18 protein-coding genes are annotated in these 21,176 nt (G+C 67.0%); 10 read left to right on the top strand and 8 right to left on the bottom strand.

Annotation, left to right across the window (positions count from 1 at the left end; genetic code table 11):
- Positions 1 to 3: 3 nt before the first annotated feature.
- The 4 genes from AC1DZV_RS06635 to AC1DZV_RS06620 all read right to left on the bottom strand — a co-directional run bounded on the left by AC1DZV_RS06635 (position 4) and on the right by AC1DZV_RS06620 (position 4,283).
- Positions 4 to 1,110, bottom strand: a complete 1,107-nt coding sequence (locus AC1DZV_RS06635; RefSeq protein ID WP_476953292.1) for an ATP-binding protein — start codon at positions 1,108 to 1,110, stop codon at positions 4 to 6.
- Positions 1,107 to 2,558, bottom strand: a complete 1,452-nt coding sequence (locus tag AC1DZV_RS06630) for a DUF5691 domain-containing protein (RefSeq protein ID WP_476953291.1) — start codon at positions 2,556 to 2,558, stop codon at positions 1,107 to 1,109. Before AC1DZV_RS06630 ends, AC1DZV_RS06635 begins: the two co-directional genes overlap by 4 nt.
- Positions 2,555 to 3,853 carry an SWIM zinc finger family protein gene (locus AC1DZV_RS06625; protein WP_476953290.1) on the bottom strand — a complete coding sequence of 433 codons (1,299 nt, stop codon included), beginning with the start codon at positions 3,851 to 3,853 and terminating at the stop codon, positions 2,555 to 2,557. The genes AC1DZV_RS06630 and AC1DZV_RS06625 overlap by 4 nt, the downstream gene beginning before the upstream one ends.
- A gap of 91 nt (positions 3,854 to 3,944) precedes the next feature.
- Complete coding sequence (locus tag AC1DZV_RS06620) at positions 3,945 to 4,283, bottom strand: hypothetical protein (RefSeq protein WP_476950288.1); 339 nt, start codon at positions 4,281 to 4,283, stop codon at positions 3,945 to 3,947.
- 123 nt (positions 4,284 to 4,406) lie between these two features.
- Between AC1DZV_RS06620 and AC1DZV_RS06615 the strand changes: the two genes are divergently transcribed.
- Positions 4,407 to 5,225, top strand: coding sequence for a pyruvate, water dikinase regulatory protein (locus tag AC1DZV_RS06615; protein WP_476950287.1), 819 nt, complete (start codon positions 4,407 to 4,409; stop codon positions 5,223 to 5,225).
- Positions 5,226 to 5,376: 151 nt separating this feature from the next.
- Positions 5,377 to 7,794 (top strand): phosphoenolpyruvate synthase, encoded by a 2,418-nt coding sequence (ppsA, locus tag AC1DZV_RS06610; RefSeq protein ID WP_476950286.1) that lies wholly within the window; start codon positions 5,377 to 5,379, stop codon positions 7,792 to 7,794.
- Between the two features lie 107 nt (positions 7,795 to 7,901).
- Here the strand turns inward: ppsA and AC1DZV_RS06605 are convergent, their stop codons facing one another.
- Both AC1DZV_RS06605 and AC1DZV_RS06600 read right to left on the bottom strand, forming a co-directional pair.
- Positions 7,902 to 8,363 (bottom strand): hypothetical protein, encoded by a 462-nt coding sequence (locus tag AC1DZV_RS06605; RefSeq protein ID WP_476953289.1) that lies wholly within the window; start codon positions 8,361 to 8,363, stop codon positions 7,902 to 7,904.
- Positions 8,360 to 10,867 carry a molybdopterin oxidoreductase family protein gene (locus AC1DZV_RS06600; protein WP_476950284.1) on the bottom strand — a complete coding sequence of 836 codons (2,508 nt, stop codon included), beginning with the start codon at positions 10,865 to 10,867 and terminating at the stop codon, positions 8,360 to 8,362. The genes AC1DZV_RS06605 and AC1DZV_RS06600 overlap by 4 nt, the downstream gene beginning before the upstream one ends.
- 344 nt (positions 10,868 to 11,211) lie before the next feature.
- On the opposite strand from AC1DZV_RS06600, the gene AC1DZV_RS06595 reads away from it, so the two are divergent.
- A complete protein-coding gene (locus AC1DZV_RS06595) occupies positions 11,212 to 11,982 on the top strand; it encodes a sigma-70 family RNA polymerase sigma factor (RefSeq protein ID WP_476953288.1) in 771 nt (256 codons plus the stop codon).
- Here the strand turns inward: AC1DZV_RS06595 and AC1DZV_RS06590 are convergent.
- Positions 11,940 to 12,887, bottom strand: coding sequence for a glycosyltransferase family 9 protein (locus tag AC1DZV_RS06590; RefSeq protein WP_476953287.1), 948 nt, complete (start codon positions 12,885 to 12,887; stop codon positions 11,940 to 11,942). The two genes, AC1DZV_RS06595 and AC1DZV_RS06590, sit on opposite strands and share 43 nt — an antisense overlap.
- Before the next feature lie 97 nt (positions 12,888 to 12,984).
- On the opposite strand from AC1DZV_RS06590, the gene AC1DZV_RS06585 reads away from it, so the two are divergent.
- The 7 genes from AC1DZV_RS06585 to AC1DZV_RS06555 all read left to right on the top strand — a co-directional run bounded on the left by AC1DZV_RS06585 (position 12,985) and on the right by AC1DZV_RS06555 (position 19,817).
- The gene (locus AC1DZV_RS06585; RefSeq protein WP_476953286.1) at positions 12,985 to 13,539 is read left to right on the top strand and encodes a D-glycero-alpha-D-manno-heptose-1,7-bisphosphate 7-phosphatase; all 555 of its coding nucleotides are present in this window, start codon (positions 12,985 to 12,987) and stop codon (positions 13,537 to 13,539) included.
- Positions 13,536 to 14,612, top strand: coding sequence for a glycosyltransferase family 9 protein (locus tag AC1DZV_RS06580; RefSeq protein WP_476950282.1), 1,077 nt, complete (start codon positions 13,536 to 13,538; stop codon positions 14,610 to 14,612). The genes AC1DZV_RS06585 and AC1DZV_RS06580 overlap by 4 nt, the downstream gene beginning before the upstream one ends.
- Positions 14,609 to 15,625: a glycosyltransferase gene (locus tag AC1DZV_RS06575; RefSeq protein ID WP_476953285.1), complete on the top strand. Its 1,017-nt coding sequence runs from the start codon at positions 14,609 to 14,611 to the stop codon at positions 15,623 to 15,625. The genes AC1DZV_RS06580 and AC1DZV_RS06575 overlap by 4 nt, the downstream gene beginning before the upstream one ends.
- Complete coding sequence (locus tag AC1DZV_RS06570) at positions 15,622 to 16,902, top strand: glycosyltransferase (protein WP_476953284.1); 1,281 nt, start codon at positions 15,622 to 15,624, stop codon at positions 16,900 to 16,902. The genes AC1DZV_RS06575 and AC1DZV_RS06570 overlap by 4 nt, the downstream gene beginning before the upstream one ends.
- A 62-nt stretch (positions 16,903 to 16,964) precedes the next feature.
- On the top strand, positions 16,965 to 17,618 hold the full coding sequence (locus AC1DZV_RS06565; protein ID WP_476953326.1) for a D-sedoheptulose-7-phosphate isomerase: 654 nt from the start codon (positions 16,965 to 16,967) through the stop codon (positions 17,616 to 17,618).
- Entirely contained in the window at positions 17,615 to 19,018 is a 1,404-nt protein-coding gene (locus tag AC1DZV_RS06560; protein WP_476953283.1) for a PfkB family carbohydrate kinase, read from the top strand. Before AC1DZV_RS06565 ends, AC1DZV_RS06560 begins: the two co-directional genes overlap by 4 nt.
- An 85-nt stretch (positions 19,019 to 19,103) precedes the next feature.
- Positions 19,104 to 19,817 (top strand): SDR family oxidoreductase, encoded by a 714-nt coding sequence (locus tag AC1DZV_RS06555; protein WP_476950278.1) that lies wholly within the window; start codon positions 19,104 to 19,106, stop codon positions 19,815 to 19,817.
- On the opposite strand, the gene AC1DZV_RS06550 is transcribed toward AC1DZV_RS06555, so the two are convergent.
- A complete protein-coding gene (locus AC1DZV_RS06550) occupies positions 19,783 to 20,940 on the bottom strand; it encodes a glycosyltransferase family 9 protein (protein WP_476953282.1) in 1,158 nt (385 codons plus the stop codon). The genes AC1DZV_RS06555 and AC1DZV_RS06550 overlap by 35 nt on opposite strands.
- Between the last annotated feature and the right edge of the window lie 236 nt (positions 20,941 to 21,176).

Genomic DNA, 21,176 nt, shown 5'->3' with positions numbered 1-21,176 from the left:
CGGTCAGTTCGATGATTCGAGGTCGCGGCAGGCCCGGTACAGGTCCTTCCACTCCGGCCTGTTCCGGACGACGGTTTCCAGGTACTCCTGCCAGATCACACGGTCCTGGACGGGGTCTTTGACCACTGCGCCCACCAGGCTGGCCGCCACATCCAGGGCCCGGACGGTGCCGTCACCGAAGTGGGCGGCGAGGGAGAGCCCGTTCGTCATCACCGAGATGGCCTCTGCCGTCGACAGGGTCGCTGAGGGCGATTTGATTGTTGTGCGCTGGTCCTGCGTTACTCCGGCGCGCAGTTCCCGCATGACGGTGACCACCCGCCGGACTTCGGAGAGAGCTCCCAGATCAGCCGGAAGCTCCAGGGCAGTGCCCAGGCTGCGGACGCGGGTGGTGACGATCTCGATCTCCTGCTCGATGCTGTCCGGGAGCGGCAGCACCACGGTGTTGAAGCGGCGGCGCAATGCCGACGACAGATCGTTGACGCCCTTGTCCCGGTTGTTGGCCGTCGCGATGATGTTGAAGCCCTTGCGGGCCTGGACCTCTGCATTGAGTTCGGGGATCGGCAGGGTCTTTTCGCTGAGGATCGTGATCAGGGAGTCCTGCACATCGGACGGGATCCTGGTCAGTTCCTCCACCCGTACCAGGCTCCCTGCCTCCATCGCGCGCATCACCGGTCCCGGGACCAGGGCCGCCCGGGACGGGCCGTCCGCGAGCAGCCGGGCATAGTTCCAGCCGTACCGCAGTGCCTCTTCCGGCGTGCCTGCGGTGCCCTGCACCACGAGGGTAGAGGCTCCCGAAATGGCCGCGGCCAGGTGCTCTCCCAGCCAGGTTTTCGCGGTGCCCGGCAAGCCAAGCAACAGCAGCGCGCGGTCTGTGGCAAGCGATGCGACGGCGATTTCGACGAGCCGCGCGGAACCCAGGTATTTTGGTGTGATCTGTACGCCGTTCGGCAGGGTGCCGCCGAGGATATAGGTGGTCACCGCCCACGGAGACAGCTGCCAACTGGGCGGCCGGTGCCGGTCGTCAACAGCCGTCAACGCGCTGAGCTCCTCAGCGTAGGCGTTTTCGGCATGGGCGCGGAGGACATCGGGGGCGGTCGGGGCGTCGTTCATTGAAAAGCCTCCGTCAGGGATTGTCGAAATGATTGGTATTGAACGGCATCACGAAGCACGCGGCGCCGGGCGGCGTCTGCGTCTGGATGCTCAAGCAGCCGCCGGGTTTGTTCGGCGGCCTCGGGCGGCAGCGCCGCAGGGAGGGTGTCGGCCAGCATGGTTGCCAGCTGGCCGCCGTTCTTGGCGTTGATCTGCTCAAGCACGGCATCAGCCAGGGGGCGTCCCCATGGTCTTGGCATGTCGCGCAGCGGTTGAACGAGTGTCCAGGGGTTTGCCGTGCCGCCGCGCAGGTGCCGGACGAGCGTGTCCTCGCGCTCGGCGGCGGGCAGGCAATTCAGCAGCCGCAGGTCCGTGCGGACGTCGAGCAGCGCACGCACCCAGTCAAGGTCGGCCCGCAGCGCAGCGGTAGTGACGATCGTTTCGAGGGCGCGGGGTTCGCCCTTCAGCAGCGCCACGCTCGCCGCTGGCGTACGGCCGGCCGCCGTCGTCCAAACATCGAGGGGGGCACCCCTGATGATGGCGTCGAGCCGGCCCAGCCGGTCGGGTTCACCACTGCGTGGGGCCGGCGCGATCCCGTCGCGCAGTCCTGCCGCGTCCGGCTCAGGCGGGAGGTCGATCTCGAATTGCTTGCGCAACAATCCTTTGAAGCGAAGCAGCGGCCGCAGCCTGGCAGCCATGCGGACCGCGCGGGCGCTCTCAGGGAGCCGGTCCAGTAGGGCGGCGGCTACCTCCCGCACGCTCTTTGCGGTGTCGTCAAGGGCCCGCTCCAGCAACTCCTCGTCATCTGCCCGCAGGTTCGCGGCCAGGGTGGCCAGATGGGCGGCGCGCTCCCGGGCACCGAGCGTATCCCAATGCGTGACCAGCAGCTCGCGGGCGGCGGCCGGATTACTACGGCGACGCCGTTCCAGTTCCGTCGTGGCGTCAGCACTGTTCAACTCTGCCCAGTCGGTCGTCATCGCCGGACGCGGATCGGCGCCCCCGGCCGTTAGGTCCTGAAGCCAGCGGCCCCGGGTTCCGATCGCAGGATGTAAATGCTCCGCCACACTGGATTTTGCCTCTGCCAACATCAGCAGGCTGGGCAGCAGCCGGTGCGGAACACGCCGTCCGGAAGCCTCGGCAAGCACCAGCCAATCGACCACCAGCAGGCTTCGGAGTTCCAGCCCGACGGGCGGCTGGGTGAGCAGCAGGTCCAGCAGGCGGCAGGCCTCGCCCGGGGCCTCGGGCGCATCGTCCGGTGGGGCCGGACGAGGGAAATCTGGAGCGTCCATAGAAGTGGAAGGCCGGGCAGCGCGGGTGACTGCATCGGCCATGGCTGCTTGGTCCAGCAGTGACTCCTCGCCGGAGACGCCATCCGGCGGGCGGACACCCAATTCCACAGGCGGAAACGGGGCCGGGTGGCGCGCGGTGCCAACGAGTGCCGCCGTTTGAAGCTCGGCCAGCCAAGTCATGGGGTTACCACCGCTCCACCGACGACTGCGGACAGAGGCCGGAAGCGGCCCTCCTCCAGTTCGCCGAACAGGTCCACAGGGTGGCCGCCGGTCAGGGCCAACAGGGAATCCAGGGGCGCGTCGACCAGGGGGAGTGCGTTGCCGGATCCGTCCCGGAGCCAGCCGTAATTGCCAGGGCAGATGCGCACCCCGCTCAACAGGACCGGGTGACGCTCACACCACGGGGAGACTGCCACCGCCGCCGATTCAATTTCCAACGCTTGCCCAATGTTCCCACCCTCGCCGAGGCTGGCCGCCAGTCCTTGCGGGGCTACGGGCCCGGTGAACATTGCCCGCCGGGGTCCGGAGCCAGGATACCGCGCGACGGTGACATCCAGCACCGCACCCGCGAGCTGGGGCGTCGCCGGAGCGTCGCTGTGGGCAGCAAAATCGAGTACCACGATGACCGTTCCGTCGGGTGCGCGAAGCCAGGTCCGCTGCTGCTGGAGCCGGCCGTCGTCGCTGCGGTGAGTGCCAAGCACCAGCCACGGACCGTGCAGCGCTTCGGTGCCCTCAACTTCGGCGGTGGGCACCGCCCAGCCGACGGCCACCCGGAGATCGGCGAGCTCGTCGGGAGTCAGGGTGTCCCGTCTGCGCCACGCCTTGGTCAGCGCCCACCAGCGCCCGGCCCGCAGAAGCAGATGAACACCCCAGTCGGTCCGGGCGTGCACATCTGATCCCATCGCCCGCACCTGGGCAGCTAACCCCGGAAGCTGGGCATCCACAAGGCGCCCCGCCACGCCGTCCCACCATGAATACGGCTGGGTGCGGGCCGAAGCCAGACCGGTCCGCACCAGGTCCGTAAGCCACCGGGCAAAGTCGTCAATCCCCGCATCCATCAATGCCAGCCGGTCGGCCAGTCGCTTGGCCTGTGCCGCCGGATCCACAATCGGCTCGGACTGGCGCCGCTCGCGCACGGCCGTCCGCTCCGCCCGCTGGGAGGCCCAGTCCTGTGCGAAGGCGGCTGTCTCCGCGGCGGCGTCGGCCGCCTCGCCCCGCGTCCACATAAGCAGCAGCGCCAGGGCATGCTTGCACGGGAACTTCCGGCTCGGGCAGGAGCATCGATAGGCAGGAGCGGCAACATCAATGCTCACTTGGTAGGGAGTCTTTCCGCTGCCTTGGCATTTCCCCCAGACCAGGACGTCGTTGCTCCCCGTGTCGGACCAGGGGCCGGGATGTGCCAGCTTGCGGGCGGCCGTCAGTGACGATGGGTCGGGCGCGGCGCTGATCACCCGTTCCTCGCTCCAACGCCCCATGAAGCACATTGTGCCCGATGTCACAGATACCGCAAGGGAGGCAGAACGGTGTGGCGGCGGCGCACCACGCCGGTAAATGGTCAGTGACGCCCTACACGGTGTCCGGCCGCTGATCTCCCTTGTGGCTCCGCAGATTCTCCTGAACCTTGCCGAACAAATCCTTGATGGTCGTCTCCGTATTGGTGAGCATGTCCGGCTGGATGTAGACCTGTTGGGCGGGAGGCAGGCTGTAGTGGGACGCCAGGCCAGCTGTACCGTCCACCCCTGCCAGCGCGATGGTCACACCACCCTCCTTGCGCGCAATGGCGCCAATCCGGCCGAAGACCACGGTAAATTCGTCCGGCTGGAAGCTCACGGTCAGTCCGACATGTGTCCGGTTAAGGTCACTTGCCGCGACGGCCTTCTCGTTCCCGGTCCCTGCATAGTTCATGTCGATCTCCCGGATAGCTGGTGGCGTTGTAAGCGAGCAGTCTACGTCCGGGACCGGAGGCCGGGTAGGGACCCGCCGGCTGCCCGATACCGGACCGGTCCCGGCGTGGGGGAGAATGCGTTCATGACCAAAGACGATCTTCGGCCTGTCTACTTCCTTTCGGACAGCACCGGCATCACCGCGGAAACGCTCGGCAACACCTTGCTGACGCAGTTCCCCGCAAACCACTTTGACCGCATTACGGTCCCCTTCATCACCACGGTCGAACAGGCCAGGACGGTGGTCGGCACTATCGACAAACTGGCCGCCACGGGCCTGCAACCGATCGTTTTTTCCACCGCGGTAAGCAGCGATATCCGCCAGGTCCTGGGTACATGCCAGGGAATCATCGTGGATCTCATCGGGACACATGTCGGACAGCTGGAGCAGGCCCTCGGTTCCGCGGCCAGCGGCGAACCCGGCAGGGCCCATGGCCTGGGCAATGCGGAGCGGTATCAATCCCGGATGGCCGCCGTCGAATACGCCATGGAACACGACGACGGCCAAAGCCTGCGGGCGCTCGAAAAGGCCCAAGTCATCCTGGTGGCGCCGTCCCGCTGCGGAAAAACGCCCACCACCATGTACTTGGCCCTGCAGCACGGCATTTTCGCCGCCAACTTCCCGCTGGTGGACGAAGACTTTGAACGGGAAGGACTCCCCAAGCCGCTGAGGCCCTTCGTTGAGAAGTGTTTCGGGCTCTCCTCCAACCCCTTGCGCCTGAGCCAGATCCGCACCGAACGGCGCCGGGGCTCACCCTACGCGTCGCTGCGGCAGTGCGGCTTCGAGCTGCGCAGCGCCGAGCAGCTGTACGTCTCCCATAGGATTCCGTACCTGAATTCGGCCACGGTGTCCGTCGAGGAAATGGCGGCAACCATCCTGCAGCGGATGAACCTCAAGCATTAGGGAAAAGTTTCACAAACTTAGTGTGGCGCACGTCATGTGGAAAGTGCGCTGGAGACCTGTCACTGTGGACAGGACTTGCGCCCATCAACCGGCCATCGCCGCAAGCGGGGCGGCGCACTTGCATGCCATCATCTGCAAAGGAGCAGTAACTATGACGACAGACATCCTGTGGTTCTCAGAACTCGGACTCAAGGACCTGGACCGGGTGGGCGGAAAGAACGCCTCCCTCGGTGAGATGGTGCAGAACCTGACCTCCGCCGGCGTCCAGGTTCCCGACGGCTTCGCCACCACCGCGGATGCCTACCGCAAATTCCTGGCGGATTCGGGCCTTGACCAGAAGATCGCCGACCGGCTGGTCGGCCTGGACACCGATGACGTCACCGCCCTGGCAGCCGCCGGGCAGGAGATCCGGGCCCTCATGCGCGAGACGCCCTTCCTGCCTGACTTCGAAGCGCAGATCCGGAACTCATACCAGCAGCTGGTGGACAAGCACGGCGGCTCTGAGGACCTGTCCTGGGCCGTCCGTTCCAGCGCCACGGCGGAAGACCTCCCCGATGCCTCCTTCGCCGGGCAGCAGGAAACCTTCCTGAACGTCCGCGGCATCGAGAACATCCTGCTCGCCATCAAGGACGTGTTCGCGTCCCTCTACAACGATCGGGCGATCGCCTACCGGGTGCACCACAAGTTCGAGCACGCCGAGGTGGCGCTCTCGGCCGGCGTCCAGCGCATGGTGCGCTCCGATGTCGGCGCCTCCGGCGTCATGTTCACCATGGACACGGAGTCCGGGTTCCAGGACGCCGTGTTCGTCACGTCCTCCTACGGCCTCGGCGAAGCGGTCGTCCAGGGCGCCGTCAACCCCGACGAGTTCTACGTGTACAAGCCCGCGCTGCAGGCCGGCCGGCCCGCCATCCTCAAGCGCGGACTGGGCGAGAAAGCCCTGCAGATGACCTACACGAGCAGCCGCGAAATCGGCCGCACCATCGACTTCGTGCCGGTCGAGGCGTCCCTGCGGAACCGCTTCAGCCTCACTGACGACGACGTCGAGCAGCTCGCCCGGCACGCCGTCGCCATCGAGAACCACTACGGCCGCCCCATGGACATCGAATGGGGCAAAGACGGGATCGACGGCGGCCTGTACATCCTGCAGGCGCGCCCGGAGACCGTGCAGTCCCGCCGGGCCTCCGGCAGCCTGAGCCGTTTCCGCCTCAATGGGACCGGCCGGGTGCTGGTCGAGGGCCGCGCCATTGGCCAGCGCATCGGCGCCGGCAGCGTCCGCATCCTCACCGCGATCGACCAGATGGCCGCCTTCAAAACCGGTGATGTCCTCGTCGCCGACATGACCGACCCGGACTGGGAACCGATCATGAAGCGTGCCTCCGCCATCGTGACCAACCGCGGCGGGCGCACGTGCCACGCGGCCATCATTGCCCGGGAACTTGGGATTCCCGCCGTCGTCGGCACCGGGGACGCCACCGATGCCCTCTCCGACGGCCTCGACGTGACCGTGTCCTGCGCCGACGGTGAAACCGGCGTGATCTACGAAGGGCTCCTGGACTTCAGCGTCGAGGAAACCGAGATTACCCAGCTGCCCGAGGCCCCCGTCAAGGTCATGATGAACGTCGGCACCCCGGAGCAGGCTTTCACGTTCGCGCAACTGCCCAACCACGGAGTGGGCCTGGCCCGGCTCGAATTCATCATCAACCGCCAGATCGGCATCCACCCCAAGGCACTGCTGAACCTCGACGAGCAGCCGGCGGACGTCGCCGCGGAAATCCGTGAGCGCATCGCCGCGTACGAGTCCCCGCGCGACTACTACATCAAGCGCCTGGCCGAGGGCGTGTCCACCATCGCGGCGGCGTTCGCGCCGGAACCCGTGATTGTGCGCATGTCCGACTTCAAGTCCAACGAGTACGCCAACCTGATCGGCGGACCCGCCTACGAGCCGCACGAAGAGAACCCGATGATCGGCTTCCGCGGCGCCTCACGCTACCTCGAGCCGTCCTTCCGGGACTGCTTCGACCTCGAGTGTGAGGCCCTGTCCTTTGTCCGCAACGAAATGGGCCTGACCAACGTCAAGCTGATGATCCCGTTCGTGCGGACCCTGGATGAGGCCCGCGGCGTTATTGAACTGCTGGGGGAGAACGGCCTCACCCGCGGCGAGAACGGCCTCGAGGTGATCATGATGTGCGAGATCCCATCCAACGCGCTGCTCGCCGACGAGTTCCTGGACTACTTCGACGGGTTCTCCATCGGCTCCAACGATATGACCCAGCTGGCCCTGGGCCTGGACCGGGACTCCGCGATTGTCTCGGGCGGCTTCGATGAACGCGATCCGGCCGTCAAGAAGCTCCTGAGCATGGCCATCGCGGCCTGCAAGGCGCGCGGCAAATATGTCGGCATCTGCGGCCAGGGTCCGAGCGACCATGCGGACTTCGCCGAGTGGCTGGTCGAGGAAGGCATCGATTCGGTCTCCTTGAACCCCGACACCGTGGTGGACACCTGGCTCCGGCTCGCCGGCTCCACAGCCGGCCCGGCCGTCGAGGCAGGCGTCGGCGCCGGGGCGAACTGACGGCCGCGGCGTCCAGGTAAGACACGCAGGACACCCGCCGGGCAGCACGGACTGAGAATTCCAGACTGTGCTGCCCGGGCGGCCGTTCAGGCGTTGGATGCCAGGTTTTAGCGCGCTACAACGAGCGCCTGCGGGGCTGCCTGCTTCATCCGGGTCTGCAACCAGCGCAGCTGGACGGCTGTTTCGCCGTCGCAGCGGGACACGACGTCAAGGAGTTCCCGGTCGCGGAGCGCCGAGCCGGCCTGTTTGACCATGGCCCAGGTGACATCGACGAGGCTCGCCAGGAGATAGAGGTCCTGGAGGTCGCGCAGCAGGCCCACCGGACCCTGCCGCGTTGCGGACAGCCCTTCGGCATGGATCCGTTCGGGCTCGTTATCTGAGCGGTCCTCGCCGTAGCGCTGAACGACGGGGAGCAGCAGCCGGCTGTGCTCCTCACACTGCGTTGCCAGCGTATGGCACAGGAAGTGCACGTCGGGCTCGGCGGCGTGGCCGTCTGCCACTTGGCGGAAAGACTCCGCGAGGGTCAGTTCGGCCTTACGGAGCATACCCAAATAGATTTTCAGGTTCATGGCGTTCCTCCCTGCGGGCCGCGCCGGACCGCATCGGGAAAACGGGGCGGAGAGGCGCCGACCCGTTCAGTGGCTTCGGCGTCTTTGCCTCCAGCGGTCGGCCGTATGGATCGTGGCCCAGCGGCAGCAGCCGGGCGCGATGCCGTCGTGGTGGGTGCCGGGGCGGGCCCGGTGGCGTCACTGATCTTCTCGACACTCACGGCGGCATTCTTGAAGACGGGCTGTTTGGACACAGGATCCCACTCCGTGATCGTGAGTTCATTGGCAGCCGTCGGGTGTTCTCCGGGGGCACCGTCCTGGTCCCAATAACCGTAGTGAAACGGTGCGAAGACGGTGCCGTTTCGGATGTCGCTGACGCGGGCAGGGACCTCGATCCGGCCCCGCCGCGACGTCACCTTGACGAGGTCGCCTTCCCGGATTCCCAGCCGGCCGGCGTCGTCCGGGCTGATTTCCACCCACGCGGTGGGGGCCGCGCTTGTCAGTACCCGGGATCTTCCGGTTTTGGTCCTCGTGTGGAAGTGGTAGGCGGTCCGGCCGGTCGTATACCGGAACGGGTAGCGGCCGTCGGGCTCCTCATGCGGGGGACGGTAGTCCGCCGCTTTCAGGATGGCGCGGCCGCCCGGCGCCTGGGCTCGGAATGCTTCCGGCCCGGCGGTGGCGCCGGTGAGGAGATCGTGACCGTAGCTTTCGCAGTAGTCAGGGTCGGTGGGGAAGATGCCATCCTCGTAGAGCCGTTCCCTGCCCTCCGGATTGCCGGTGTTGCACGGCCACGGGATGCCGCTGCCGCCGCGGAGCCTGTCATAGGTGATGCCGGTATAGTCGCAGGGCCGGCCGCGGGAACATTCCTTCCACGCCTCAAAGGCCTCCTCAGGGCCCGCCCACGGCAACAGGGGTTCCCCGCGTAACGTGGTGAAGCCCATGCGGCGGGCGTAATCGAGGAAAATGTCCAGGTCGCTGCGTGCCTCCCCGGGCGGCTCCACGGCCTTGTCCGAGAGGTGGATTGTCCGGTTGGCGTTCGTGAAGGTACCGGTCTTTTCGCCCCACCCGGCGGCGGGAAGCACGACGTCCGCGAGCTGCGCCGTCTCTGTCAGGTACAGATCCTGGACCACGAGGAACAGCCCGGGGTTGGCCAGGATGTTCCGGATTCTAGGGAGTTCGGGCATGGACACGGCTGGGTTGGTTGCCGAAATCCAGAGGAATTCGATCGAGCCCTGTTCGGCGTAGCGGAAGATCTGCATCGCATGGGTCGGGGGAGCCCAGTGCGGGATGGTCAGGGGGTCCACGTCCCACAGCGCCGCGAGTTCCGCGATGTGGTTCGGGTTTTCCCAGTTCCGGAAGCCGGGGAGATCGCCGTCTGCCCCGCATTCGCGGTTGTTCTGCGCCGTTGGCTGGCCGTTCATCTGCAGAATCCCGCACCCTGGCCGGCCCAGCAGCCCCCGCAGCAGGTGGAGGTTGTTGACCTGGCACGACGCCGCGGTGGCTTGGGCGGACTGGTAGAAACCCTGAAGGACAGTGGAGAGCACCCGCGATGAGGTGCCGAAGATCCTCGCCGCTTCCCTGATGCCGGCGGCGTCCACATCGCAGACCGCTGCGGCCGCTTCAGCCGTCCATGGCTCGACCGCGGCCCTGAGTTCGTCCAGGCCGAGAGTATGCGCCCGCACGTACTCCTGGTCGGCCCAGCCGTTGGCCAGGACTTCACGGACCAGCGCGTTCATCAGGGCGAGATTGGTACCGGGCCGGACAGCCAGATGAACGTCCGCATACTTGGCAACCTCGGTGTCGCGGGGGTCGACGCAGACGAGCCTGGGCCGGTCCGGTCCCGCAATGCGGTCAAGCACACGCGACCACAGCACGGTCTGCGTTTCGGCCATGTTGTGCCCGTAAAGGAAGATCGCGTCGCAACTGTCGATGTCCGCATAGGTTCCGGGCTGGCCATCCGCCCCGAAAGACTCCTTCAACGCTGCAGCCGCCGTCGCCGTGCAGAGGCGGGTATTGCCGTCCATGTGGGGAGTGCCAATCCCGGCCTTGCCGAGGACGGCAAGGGCGTAGTACTCCTCGAGGAACAGCTGGCCGCTGGTGTAGAAACCATGGCTGAGGGGTCCCCGTTCCCCCAGCAGCTGCCGGCTTCGCTGGGTGATCCGGTCCATCGCGGTATCCCAGTCGCATTCGATGAACCGGCCGTTCTCGCGGATCAAAGGCCGCGTGAGCCGGTCTTTCCCGGACATCCCCTGCCAGCTTGCAAAGAGGCCCTTGGGCCCAAGCCGGCCATGGTTGACCAGATCCCCTGCGCGGCCGCGGATCCCGACCATGGCGCCGTCTTTTACGGCGATGTCGCACGCGCAGCCGTTGCTGCACAGCACGCACGCTGATTGAACCCACCGGTCCACGTCGCCCTCGGTGACGGTCGCATCCAGAGCCTGGTCCACCCGCACCGGCCACAGGCCGTCCTTCGGATAGGGGGTTCGTGTGCCCCAAATCTCGGCAATCCGGTCAACCACTCTCATCCTCCTGTTCAGCTGCCCCGCACGTTAGGAGCGGTACCCCTGCAGTTGCCGGACCCGGCACATCCGGCCGCCCCGGCTGTTGGCGAGACCACGCGGCCATTGAAGTGCGGGTCCCGTTGTTGAAACATCGGCCCGAGAACCAGATTTATCAGCATGCTTAGCAGCAGTCCAGAGTTTTCCGAAGAGTCCCATCCTGGCATCGCACGGCGGTGTTTCGCGCCTCGGGGGTTCCGAGGAGGGACTCGAGAAGGAAGGGGCATTGAATTATAAGTAGACTTATGTTTTCCTGCTTCTAAGTCCTGCCACGGGCTAGACCAGAATCCATGTTCAAAGGGACCACTGACATGGCTGACTCCAGGAAAATTCCGGCCCCGCACGGGCAGATCCGCCAGGCTTTCGAGAACCGGCTTGTCCTTGATTACTTGGATCTCGCTGAGTCCCTGGCGGCACGCTTCGCCGGCCGGGGCCACGAGCGGGAAGACCTGATCCAGGTGGCCTATCTGGGACTCGTCAAGGCGGCTAGGGCGTTCGACGAATCCAGAGGCACCACCTTCCCCGGTTTTGCCGCCCCAACCATCACCGGGGAATTGAAACGCTATCTGCGCGACCGCTGCTGGGTCGTCCGGCCCCCGCGGCGCATACAGCTCCTCCGTGCCGAACTCCTGCGCACTGAGCCGGCCCTGGCGCAGAACCTCGGCCGCACCCCCACTCCTGCGGAGCTGGCGCGGGAACTTGGTGTAACGGTCGAGTCCGTCCTGGAGGCAGCGGCAGCTGTTTCCAGCATGCGCCCCGATTCGCTCGATAGTTCCGACGGCCGCGGTGACGCACCGCCGGCCGCGGAAGAGCCGGCGGTGCAGGAGCCGGGATTTGAGCGGCTTGAGGAGGTGATGTGCCTGACCCGGGTCATCGCCGAGCTCTCCGCCCCGGAGAGGGCGCTCTTGTACCGGCGCTATTTTTGCGGGGAAAGCCAAACGGAGTTGGGCAGGAGATTTGGAGTGTCGCAGATGCAAATTTCGCGCCGGCTCTCACGGGTGCTCGTGCAACTGCAGCGGCGGCTCACGGAAACGGAATCTCAGAGCAACCCCAGCCCACGGACCGCTTCGAGCACATCGTGAACAGAGACACCCAAAAGCGCAGGATCCGGGTCCCCGGCAAAGGGGTCGCCGCGGCGCAGTTCGGCTTTGGTCAAGGTGATGTGCGGCCCCGGCGGGGGGCCCCATTCCGCCGGCGTGGCTGGCCCGAAGAGCACAACGGAGGGCCGCCCGTAGGCCGACGCGAGGTGGGCCGCACCCGTGTCAGCCGAGATGACCAGGCGGGCCCCGGCAATCAGAGCCGCGAATTCCCCCAGCGGTTGGCGGCCTGCAAGGACGGCATCGGCCCGGAACCCGGCCCCGCTGGCAACTTCCGAGGCGCGGCCCCGCTCCGCGGCGCTGCCTGTGAAGAGCACGCTGTGCCCGGCGTCCCGCAGGAGTCCAGCAACCTCGGCGAACCGTCCGGCAGGCCACAACCGGCTGCCGTAGGCAGCGCCCACATGGACCACTGTGGCCCCCGGCTGCGGCGTCGCGACGGCCGGGGCGGCCAGGCGCAGATCCTCGGCGTCAGCGTCGATTCCATGCCATTGCAGTAGCCGCGTCCAGCGTTCGCGCTGGTGGATGCCCTCCACCCAAGCCGGCCCGGAACCAGCACCGGCGCCCGCGTCGTGGGCGATCACCCGGGTGGCCAGGAGCGCTTCAATCCGGGATTGGCTCTCGGGGCCGCGGCCGTGGAGGTTTACCGCAACGTCCACGCTCCCGGGTTTCAGTGCCAGTGGCTCATTTAGCCCTTCCGCCGTCAACAGTTCAAAACCCCCGACCAGCTCTACCGCCTCGCCGAGCCAGCTCGGTGCCGCGTACAGCCGGCGGTGGTTGGGGTACGCGCGGCCCAGGGCGTGCAGAGCCGGGACGGCAACCAGCAGATCGCCGAGCTGCAGCGCCCGTAGGACCAGCAGTACCGGCCGTCCATCTTCTCGAAATCCGCCCATCGTGGCCGCCCTTCCGAGTTCGCCTGATTTCGGATTTTAGTCCGGAGATGGACCCGCCGGGCGTTTAGCTGGACTGATATCGGGGAACAAGGCACTTATGGGACCTTTTGCCCGACCACCGCTGAGGGCCGTACTCTTCGATCGGGACGGCACCCTGATCCGTGACGTGCCATACAATGGCGATCCCAATTTGGTGGAACCGATGCCTCACGCCAGGGACGTGCTGCAAACCCTTCGGTCCATGGGAATTGCCGTAGGCGTCGTGAGCAACCAATCGGGGATAGGCCGCGGGATCCTGACCACGGAGCAGGTTGCGGCGGTCAATCTTCGGGTTGAGCAGCTCCTGGGACGGTTCGATGTCTGGGAACTGTGCCCGCACCGGCCCGAGGACGGCTGCAACTGCCGGAAGCCGGCACCCTTCATGATTTGCGGGGCGTGCCGCCGGTTGGGAATCACTACCGCCGAGGCCGCGTACATTGGCGACATTGGAGCTGACGTTGAGGCGGCCCGCGCGGCGGGTGCCCGCGGCGTCATGGTCCCCACGCCCCTGACACGACCGGCGGAAGTTGACGCTGCTCCAGAGGTCGCTGTGGATCTTCGTTCCGCGTTGTGCCTTTTGATGAAGGCACCATCCGGACGGGCCGCCTCGTGAGCAGCGTCCTGGTGGCTCGGCTGGACGGGGTCGGCGATGTCCTGCTGGCGGGGCCAGCGATCCGTGCAGTCGCGAACGGGCGGCATCCGGATGGCGGGGCGCCGAACGATGTCATCCTGTTATGTGGCCCCCAAGGTGAACCAGCTGCGTCCCTCCTGCCTGGCGTGTCCGAGGTCTACAGCTGGAGTTGCCCGTGGATCGTGAAGCCTGCTCCACGAGTCGCTGGGCCCCATCTGGAAACCCTGACATCGTTCGTGAGGGACTCCAGGGTCACCGAGGCCGTCATTTTGACTTCCTTCCATCAGTCTCCCTTGCCGCTGGCCTTGTTGCTGCGGCTTGCCGGAGTCGGACGGATCACGGGAGCTTCAGTGGATTATGCCGGCACTCTGATGGACGTTCGACTCAGGCCCGGTGAGGATTTTCCCGAAGACCAGCCTGAAGCCGAACGTGCGCTCGGCATCGCCCAGGCAGCCGGCTTTACCTTGCCCCGCGGAGATTCCGGGAAGCTCCGGGTGCAGGATTATCCCGATGTCCGGGATCTGGTGGGGGAGGAGCCCTATGTCGTGGTCCACCCCGGGGCGTCCGCCCCCGCACGGGCGTGGCCCCCGTTGCATCACGCCGCGGCCGTGGAACTGCTCGAAGGGGCAGGACACCGGGTAGTGGTGACAGGAGGGCCCGGAGAAACGGGCCTCACGGCAACAGTCGCCGGCCCATCCGCCTTGGACCTGGGCGGCCGCACGGACCTGAGGGCCCTAGCCGGTGTGCTTGCCGGAGCCGAAGCCCTGGTTACCGGAAACACAGGGCCCGCTCACCTCGCCGCCGCTCTGGGTACACCGGTGGCATGCCTGTTCTCGCCCGTGGTGCCCGCGATCCGATGGGCCCCCTACGGCGCGCCCCTGGAGATCCTCGGCGACCAGAACGCACCTTGCAAACTCAGCCGTGCCACGGAGTGCCCGGTCCCGGGCCATCCTTGCCTGTCGACTGTGGCTCCCGAACAGCTCGTGGATGCAGTGGAACGACTGATCGGCGGCGTGTCCTCGCTATCCACCCGCCGAAAGGTGCGTCACCCATGAGAATACTGCTCTGGCACGTACATGGATCCTGGACGGACGCGTTCGTCCGCGGTGCCCATCAGTATCTCCTGCCGGTCCTGCCCGAACGGGGGCCATGGGGTATGGGCCGGGCAGGCCGGCCCTGGCCGACCTCTGTCCGCGAAGTCCGGCTCGTCGACCTTGATGCCGACAGTGTGGATGCTGTGGTGCTGCAACGGCCGGAGGAACTGGGCGAGGTGACCCGCGTCTTGGGCCGTCGGCCCGGGAAAGACCTGCCGGCAGCCTATGTAGAGCACAACACCCCCAAGGGGAACGTGCCGAATTCGGTGCATCCGCTGGCAGACCAGCAGTTCATCCCCATAGTCCACGTCACGCATTTCAATGAACTGTTCTGGGATAACGGCGCCGCGCCCACGCTGGTGATTGAGCACGGCATCCCTGATCCAGGGCATACCTACACCGGGGAGATTCCCGAGCTGGCAGCCGTCATCAACGAGCCCGTCCGGCGGTGGCGGGTGACCGGCTCAGACCTCCTGGACCGGTTTACTGCGGCGGCGCCGTTGCGGATATTTGGCATGGGCGCCAACGGGTTGCGGGCCGCTGTCGCGTTGCCGCCCCAAAGGCTCACAATCTGCGGAGATCTGCCCACGCCCGAGCTGCACCGGGAAATGTCCCGTTGCCGTGTCTACCTCCACCCCTTCCGCTGGACCTCTCTAGGCCTGGCACTTCTCGAGGCCATGCACCTCGGCATGCCCGCAGTAGCGCTGGCGACCACAGAGGCGATACGCGCACTGCCGCCGGAAGCGGGAGCGATCTCCACCGACGTCGACGAACTCGTGCGCACCACGAGGGTGCTCATCGAGGACCCGCAGGAAGCAAGACGGCGTGGTGACATTGCCCGCGAGGTGGCCCTGGACCGGTATGGCCTCCAGGCCTTCCTCGCTGCCTGGGATGTCCTGCTGGGGGATGTGACCGACCCGCGCTTCCGCACCGGCCGGCTCCTTAGTCCAACTCAAGAAGGGAAGAACCAGTGAAAGTTTCAATGGTTTCCGAGCACGCCAGCCCCCTGGCCGCCCTCGGCGGAGTTGATGCAGGTGGGCAGAACGTCCACGTGGCGGCCCTGTCGGCCGCACTGGCGAGGCGCGGCCACGACGTCACGGTGTACACCAGGCGGGACTCAGCGGACCTGCCGGGCAGGGTCCGGATCTCCCCGCGGCTGGAAGTGGTCCACGTCCAGGCCGGCCCATCGATGCCGGTACCCAAGGACGAACTCCTTCCCTTCATGGGGGAACTGGCGAACGGATTGGCACGCGATTGGGAGCAACGGCCCCCTGATCTGGTGCACGGGCACTTCTGGATGTCCGGCGTGGCGGCACTTGACGCGGCGCGGCGCAAGCCGGGCGGCAGCGCCCACCTCCCGGTGCTCCAGACCTTCCACGCCCTCGGCACAGTCAAACGCCGCCATCAGGGCCGAGCGGACACCAGCCCCCTTGAGAGGCAATGGCTGGAGCCGTCTGTCGGCCAAGGTGCGGACCGGATCATCGCCACGTGCTCCGACGAAGCCTTCGAGCTCAAGGCGATGGGGATTCCTCCGGAGAAGATCTCGATAGCCCCATGCGGGGTCGATCTGGATCTCTTTACCGGTTCCGGACCCGCCGACAAACGCAACAGGACCCACCGAATCCTGTCTGTCGGACGTCTTGTGCCTCGAAAGGGCGTCGACGTGGTCATCCGGGCACTGCCGCTGCTGATGGACGCCGGATTTTCCGACGTCGAACTCCTGATCGTTGGCGGCGGAGGCGATGCCACAGCAACCGAGTCAGACGCCGAAGCCCGCCGCCTGCTGGTCATCGCTGCGGAACTCGGTGTCCGGGAGCACGTCATCTTCCGTGGACAAGTGCCCCGGGAGGCCATGCCGGAGATCTTCCGCAGCGCAGACGCCGTCGCGTGTACGCCGTGGTACGAACCGTTCGGCATCGTGCCCCTCGAAGCCATGGCTTGCGGCGTCCCGGTGGTCGCCTCGGCCGTGGGCGGCCTCAGGGACACCGTAGTGGACGGCGGCACTGGCCTGCACGTTCCGCCTTTGGACCCCGGGGCCACCGCTGCTGCGCTCGCCCGGCTGCTGTCCGATAAGGGGCTGCGGGAGGAGCTGGGCCGCGCAGGCCAGCAGCGCGCACGGGCCCGCTACAGCTGGGACCGGGTGGCGGCCGAGACTGAGAAGGCCTATTTGCAGACCCTCACCGGAAACGCTACGGCCCGGCGGCTGGGCGCCGCCGGCCAAGTGCACGCCGCGGAAGGAGCAGTGCTGTGACTATCGAGCCGCCGCTTACGCAGGCACAAATCACATCCCGATCGGTCCCGTGGGCCGGCCTGGTGTCGTCAGCGGTTCATGGTGGCGAAAGCGCGGACACCAAGACTCGTCCTGACTCGGTCGCAGCAGTCCAGGCGCACCTGGGATGTGTGTTGCCGTCCCTGGAATCGTTGCTGAGCCAGTCCCCGACACTGGCTGCCTGGGGCGAGGAACTTGCCCGGCGGCTGCTGGGCGGAAACCGCCTGCTTGCCGCCGGGAACGGCGGTTCCGCGGCGGAGGCCCAGCATCTCACGGCCGAGCTGGTGGGACGTTTCGACGCCGAAAGGGCGCCGTTCTCCGCCATTTCGCTGCACGCCGAGACCTCCGCGGTGACAGCCATCGCCAATGATTACGGCTTCGAGGAGCTGTACGCCCGGCAAGTGCGGGCGCACGGCCGCCGCCGGGACATCCTGATGCTGCTGTCCACAAGCGGAAAAAGCCCCAACCTCCTCCGCGCGGCCGAGGCTGCCGCCCGGGTGGGCGTCACGACGTGGGCTATGACCGGCCGGGGGCCGAACCCCCTGTCGCTCAGTTGCGATGAAGCGATTGCCATCGACGGGCCCGCAGCCAACGTCCAGGAGTGCCATCTGATCGCCTTGCACGCAATGTGTCGGGCGTTCGACGCCGAGATCCATCGACTGGACCGGCACGACCAGCAGCAACGGGGCAGGCGATGACGATCGCGGTGGTGGGTGACGTGCTGCTCGACGTTGACCTTGACGGTTCGGCGACCCGGCTCTGCCCGGACGGGCCGGTGCCCGTCGTGGACGTCGCGGCCGTCAGAGCGAGAGCCGGGGGTGCCGGGCTCGTGGCCCGGATGCTGAGCAATGACGGCCACCAGGTGTGCCTCGTGACCGCACTCGGCCGGGACGAACCAGGCCATCGGCTCCTGGAACAGCTGGGCGGCATCACCGTGGTCGCCGGCCCGTCAGGAGCGCCGACCCCGGTCAAGACCCGCCTTCGGGCAGGAGGGCACCCGGTGGCCCGGTTTGACGAAGGTTGCCAGTGCCGGCCCCTGCCGGAAGTGACGCCAGACATGCTCCAGGCACTGGAGGGAGCCGGGGCCGTGGTCGTGGCGGACTACGGCCGCGGCCTGACGTCGAACCGTGCCCTGCGCACTGCACTCGAACGCCTCGCCCGGGACATCCCCGTCATCTGGGACCCGCACCCGGCCGGAGCCGATCCTGTTCCAGGGGTCGCCGTCGTGACACCAAACCACTCCGAGGCCTCCAACATCGCGGCCGCCCTGAGGGCCAGGGAGTCGGCGGCTCCGTTCCCGGAGGCAGGGACGGACTCGATGGCGGGGACCGGTGAACTCGCGGGCAAGCTGTTGCGGCATTGGCGCAGCAGGGCCGTCCTCGTCACGCAGGGCGGACAGGGAGCGACCCTCGTACGGGAGTCGTCACCCGCGCCTGTTCAGCTCCCGGCGCCGCGGACCGCTGTGGCTGATGCTTGCGGTGCGGGCGACAAGCTCGCGGCCAGTCTGGCGGTCCACCTTATGGCCGGAGGGGGGCTCGAAGATTCCTGCCGCCGAGCGGTCCGCGAGGCCTCGTCATTCCTGGCTACAGGCGGCGTTGCCGCCCTGCCGTCGGCGCCTCCGCCACTTCCCTTCCCGGTACAGGAAACTGACGCGCTGGACTGGATCCGCAGGGTGCGGCAAAACGGTGGAACCGTGGTTGCGACCGGCGGGTGCTTCGATCTCCTGCACGCCGGACACGCCCGCACCCTCGCAGCAGCCAGAGCCCTGGGCGACTGCCTCGTCGTCTGCCTGAACTCAGATGCCTCGGCCCGCCGCATCAAGGGGGCAAGCCGTCCCATCATGGGCGAACAGGACAGGTCCGAGCTGCTGCTTTCCCTCGAAAGCGTCGACGCCGTAGTGGTGTTCGACGAGGACACCCCGGAACGGTGCCTTGAACGGCTGCGCCCGGACATTTGGGTGAAGGGCGGTGACTACGACGCAGAACAACTGCCCGAGTCCGCCTTGGTGGAGAGCTGGGGAGGCCGTTGCCTTAGCGTTCCCTTCCACCCTGCCCGCTCCACGACCCTGCTCGCCGCGGCGCTCGCCCGGGTGGGCTGACCCAGCGGCAAATGGTCAGATCATCTGAATCCAATTCCCGTGAATCCAACCCGGCCAGGTATTGGCCGCCAATGAAAGGAACACCATGAAAAGGTTTAGCCCACCTGCCCCATCCACGCCCGGCAGGGTCGTGGTGAGCGGAGGGGGATCAGGACTTGGTGCCGCCGTCGTCAACGCCGTGCTCGACGCCGGCGGGACGCCGTTCGTCCTCGACCGCGATGTCCGGAACGTGTCCGCGGCGAAGGCCCTCGAAGTCGATGTTGCTGACCGGGCAGCGGTGACGGCCGCCATTGCGCAGGCCGCGGAGGCCCTGGGAGGATTGGACGCGGTGGTGACAGCGGCAGGAATTGACCGGTGCGGAAAGCTTGAGGACGTCCCGGCAGACGACTGGGAACAGGTCATCTTCGTCAATCTCCTCGGTACAGTCTCGGTGGTGCGGGCGGCCCTGCCGTACCTGAAATCCTCCCGCGGCCGGGTTGTCACGGTGGCCTCGACGTTGGGGTTGCGGGCGCTGCCGGAGGCTTCGGCATACTGCGCGTCCAAGTTCGGCGTCATCGGATTCAGCCAGGCGCTTGCCGCGGAGACGGGTGCAGAGATCGGCGTGACCACGCTGATCCCGGGCGGGATGAATACCCGGTTCTTCGACGACCGGGCCGAGAAGTACAAGCCCCAGGACGGTTCGCGCCTGAACGATCCGGCCAGGGTGGCGCAGGCCGTGATGTTTGCACTTTGCCAGCCTCCGGGTTGTGAAGTCCGCGAGTTGCTCATCTGCCATGCGCAAGAGGAGTCCTGGCCGTGAACAACCGCACGTCCGCGTAAACATCCGCCGGACTGATTCCCGCCAGGAGGGAGGTATCATGCTCGCAGCGCGGCGCCGTCCATCCCACCTGGGTGAGGTCGGCGCCGCATTGCGGGCACCGCGTCACCCATGACAGATGGATGCGGTGCAGGCTCCGGCCCAGCGGCCCTGCGTTGATCAGGTTGCCAACCCAGTACAAGCCCACCGTCGGCGTCCCCAGGGCCTGGGCCAGATGACGGGGGCCGCTGTCATTGCCCAGCAACACAGCACAGCTGTCCAACAACGCCGCCAAGGCGCCCAGGCTGAGTGTGCCGGCCAGTGAGATGACCCGGTCTGAGCCGGCCGCCGTCACGACCCCGTCAGCGAGTTGCCGTTCGTCCGCGGTGCCCACTACCACCACACGGCAGCCATCGGCGGCGCAGGCCGCCGCCACCTCGCCGAACCTCTCCGCCGGCCAGCGCCGGCGGGGATCCATGGCGCCGGGATGGACAGCCACAAGAGGGGTTGCCGGGCTGTCGCGGAGGCGATCAAGGAATTCCTTGACCTTGGACAGGTGCTGGTCCTGTGGCCGCAGCCTGGCTTCCAGGTCAACCGGGGGAGCGCCGGCCAGTCCCGCCACCTCCAGCCCCCGAAGCGGCTCGTGCTGGTAATAGGCGTAGGGGACGCTACGCTCCAGTGGCGCAGCGTCGGCCGTCCGCGTTCCCACGGTGTGGCGGGCCCCCAAGCGCAGGAGGAACGGATTGGAGTAGCGGCCGCCGCCATGGAGCTGAACCGCGAGATCGAACTCCTCGTCCCGCATGGAGGCCAGGAAGGCGTCGATCGCTGCGGGGTCTTCCCTGCCGGGCCTCAAGCCTTCCACTATGGGCAGCACCCGGACGTCTCTGACCGGCCCCAGGGTGCCGCCCAGCAGTTCAGTGTGGACGGGGGTCCCCAGCATCGTGACACTTGCCCCGGGGTACGCCGCGACGAGCGCCGACACTGCCGGCAGGGCAAACAGCAGATCACCCAGCCCGCCGCCCCGCAGGACCGCGATCCGCGAGACCTTCGGAAATTTTTCCAGCACCGGCCCGACGCCCCAGCCTGCTATGTCAGCTCCACCGAATTCCACCCTGAGGTCCGCCACCACCCGTCCTGTCCTGTCCGTCCGGTGCACATGTGTGGGGCCACCATAAATCCCGGACGCAACGTTTGGCTACATTTCGCCCCGCAAGCAATGGTCCGGTTTCCGCGGACCGGCACTGGATGTTCGGGAACGTGAAACTGTCCGTGGCTGCAGGGTGTAGATGCCCCGGCACGAGGGTATGGGTCTACGTAGGAGTGATCTCCCGCCCGGACCGTGACGGGGCAGTCTGCATTCAA

This window comes from Arthrobacter sp. P1_D12 (assembly GCF_056406175.1).
This window is presented reverse-complemented; position numbering and strand designations above follow the sequence as displayed.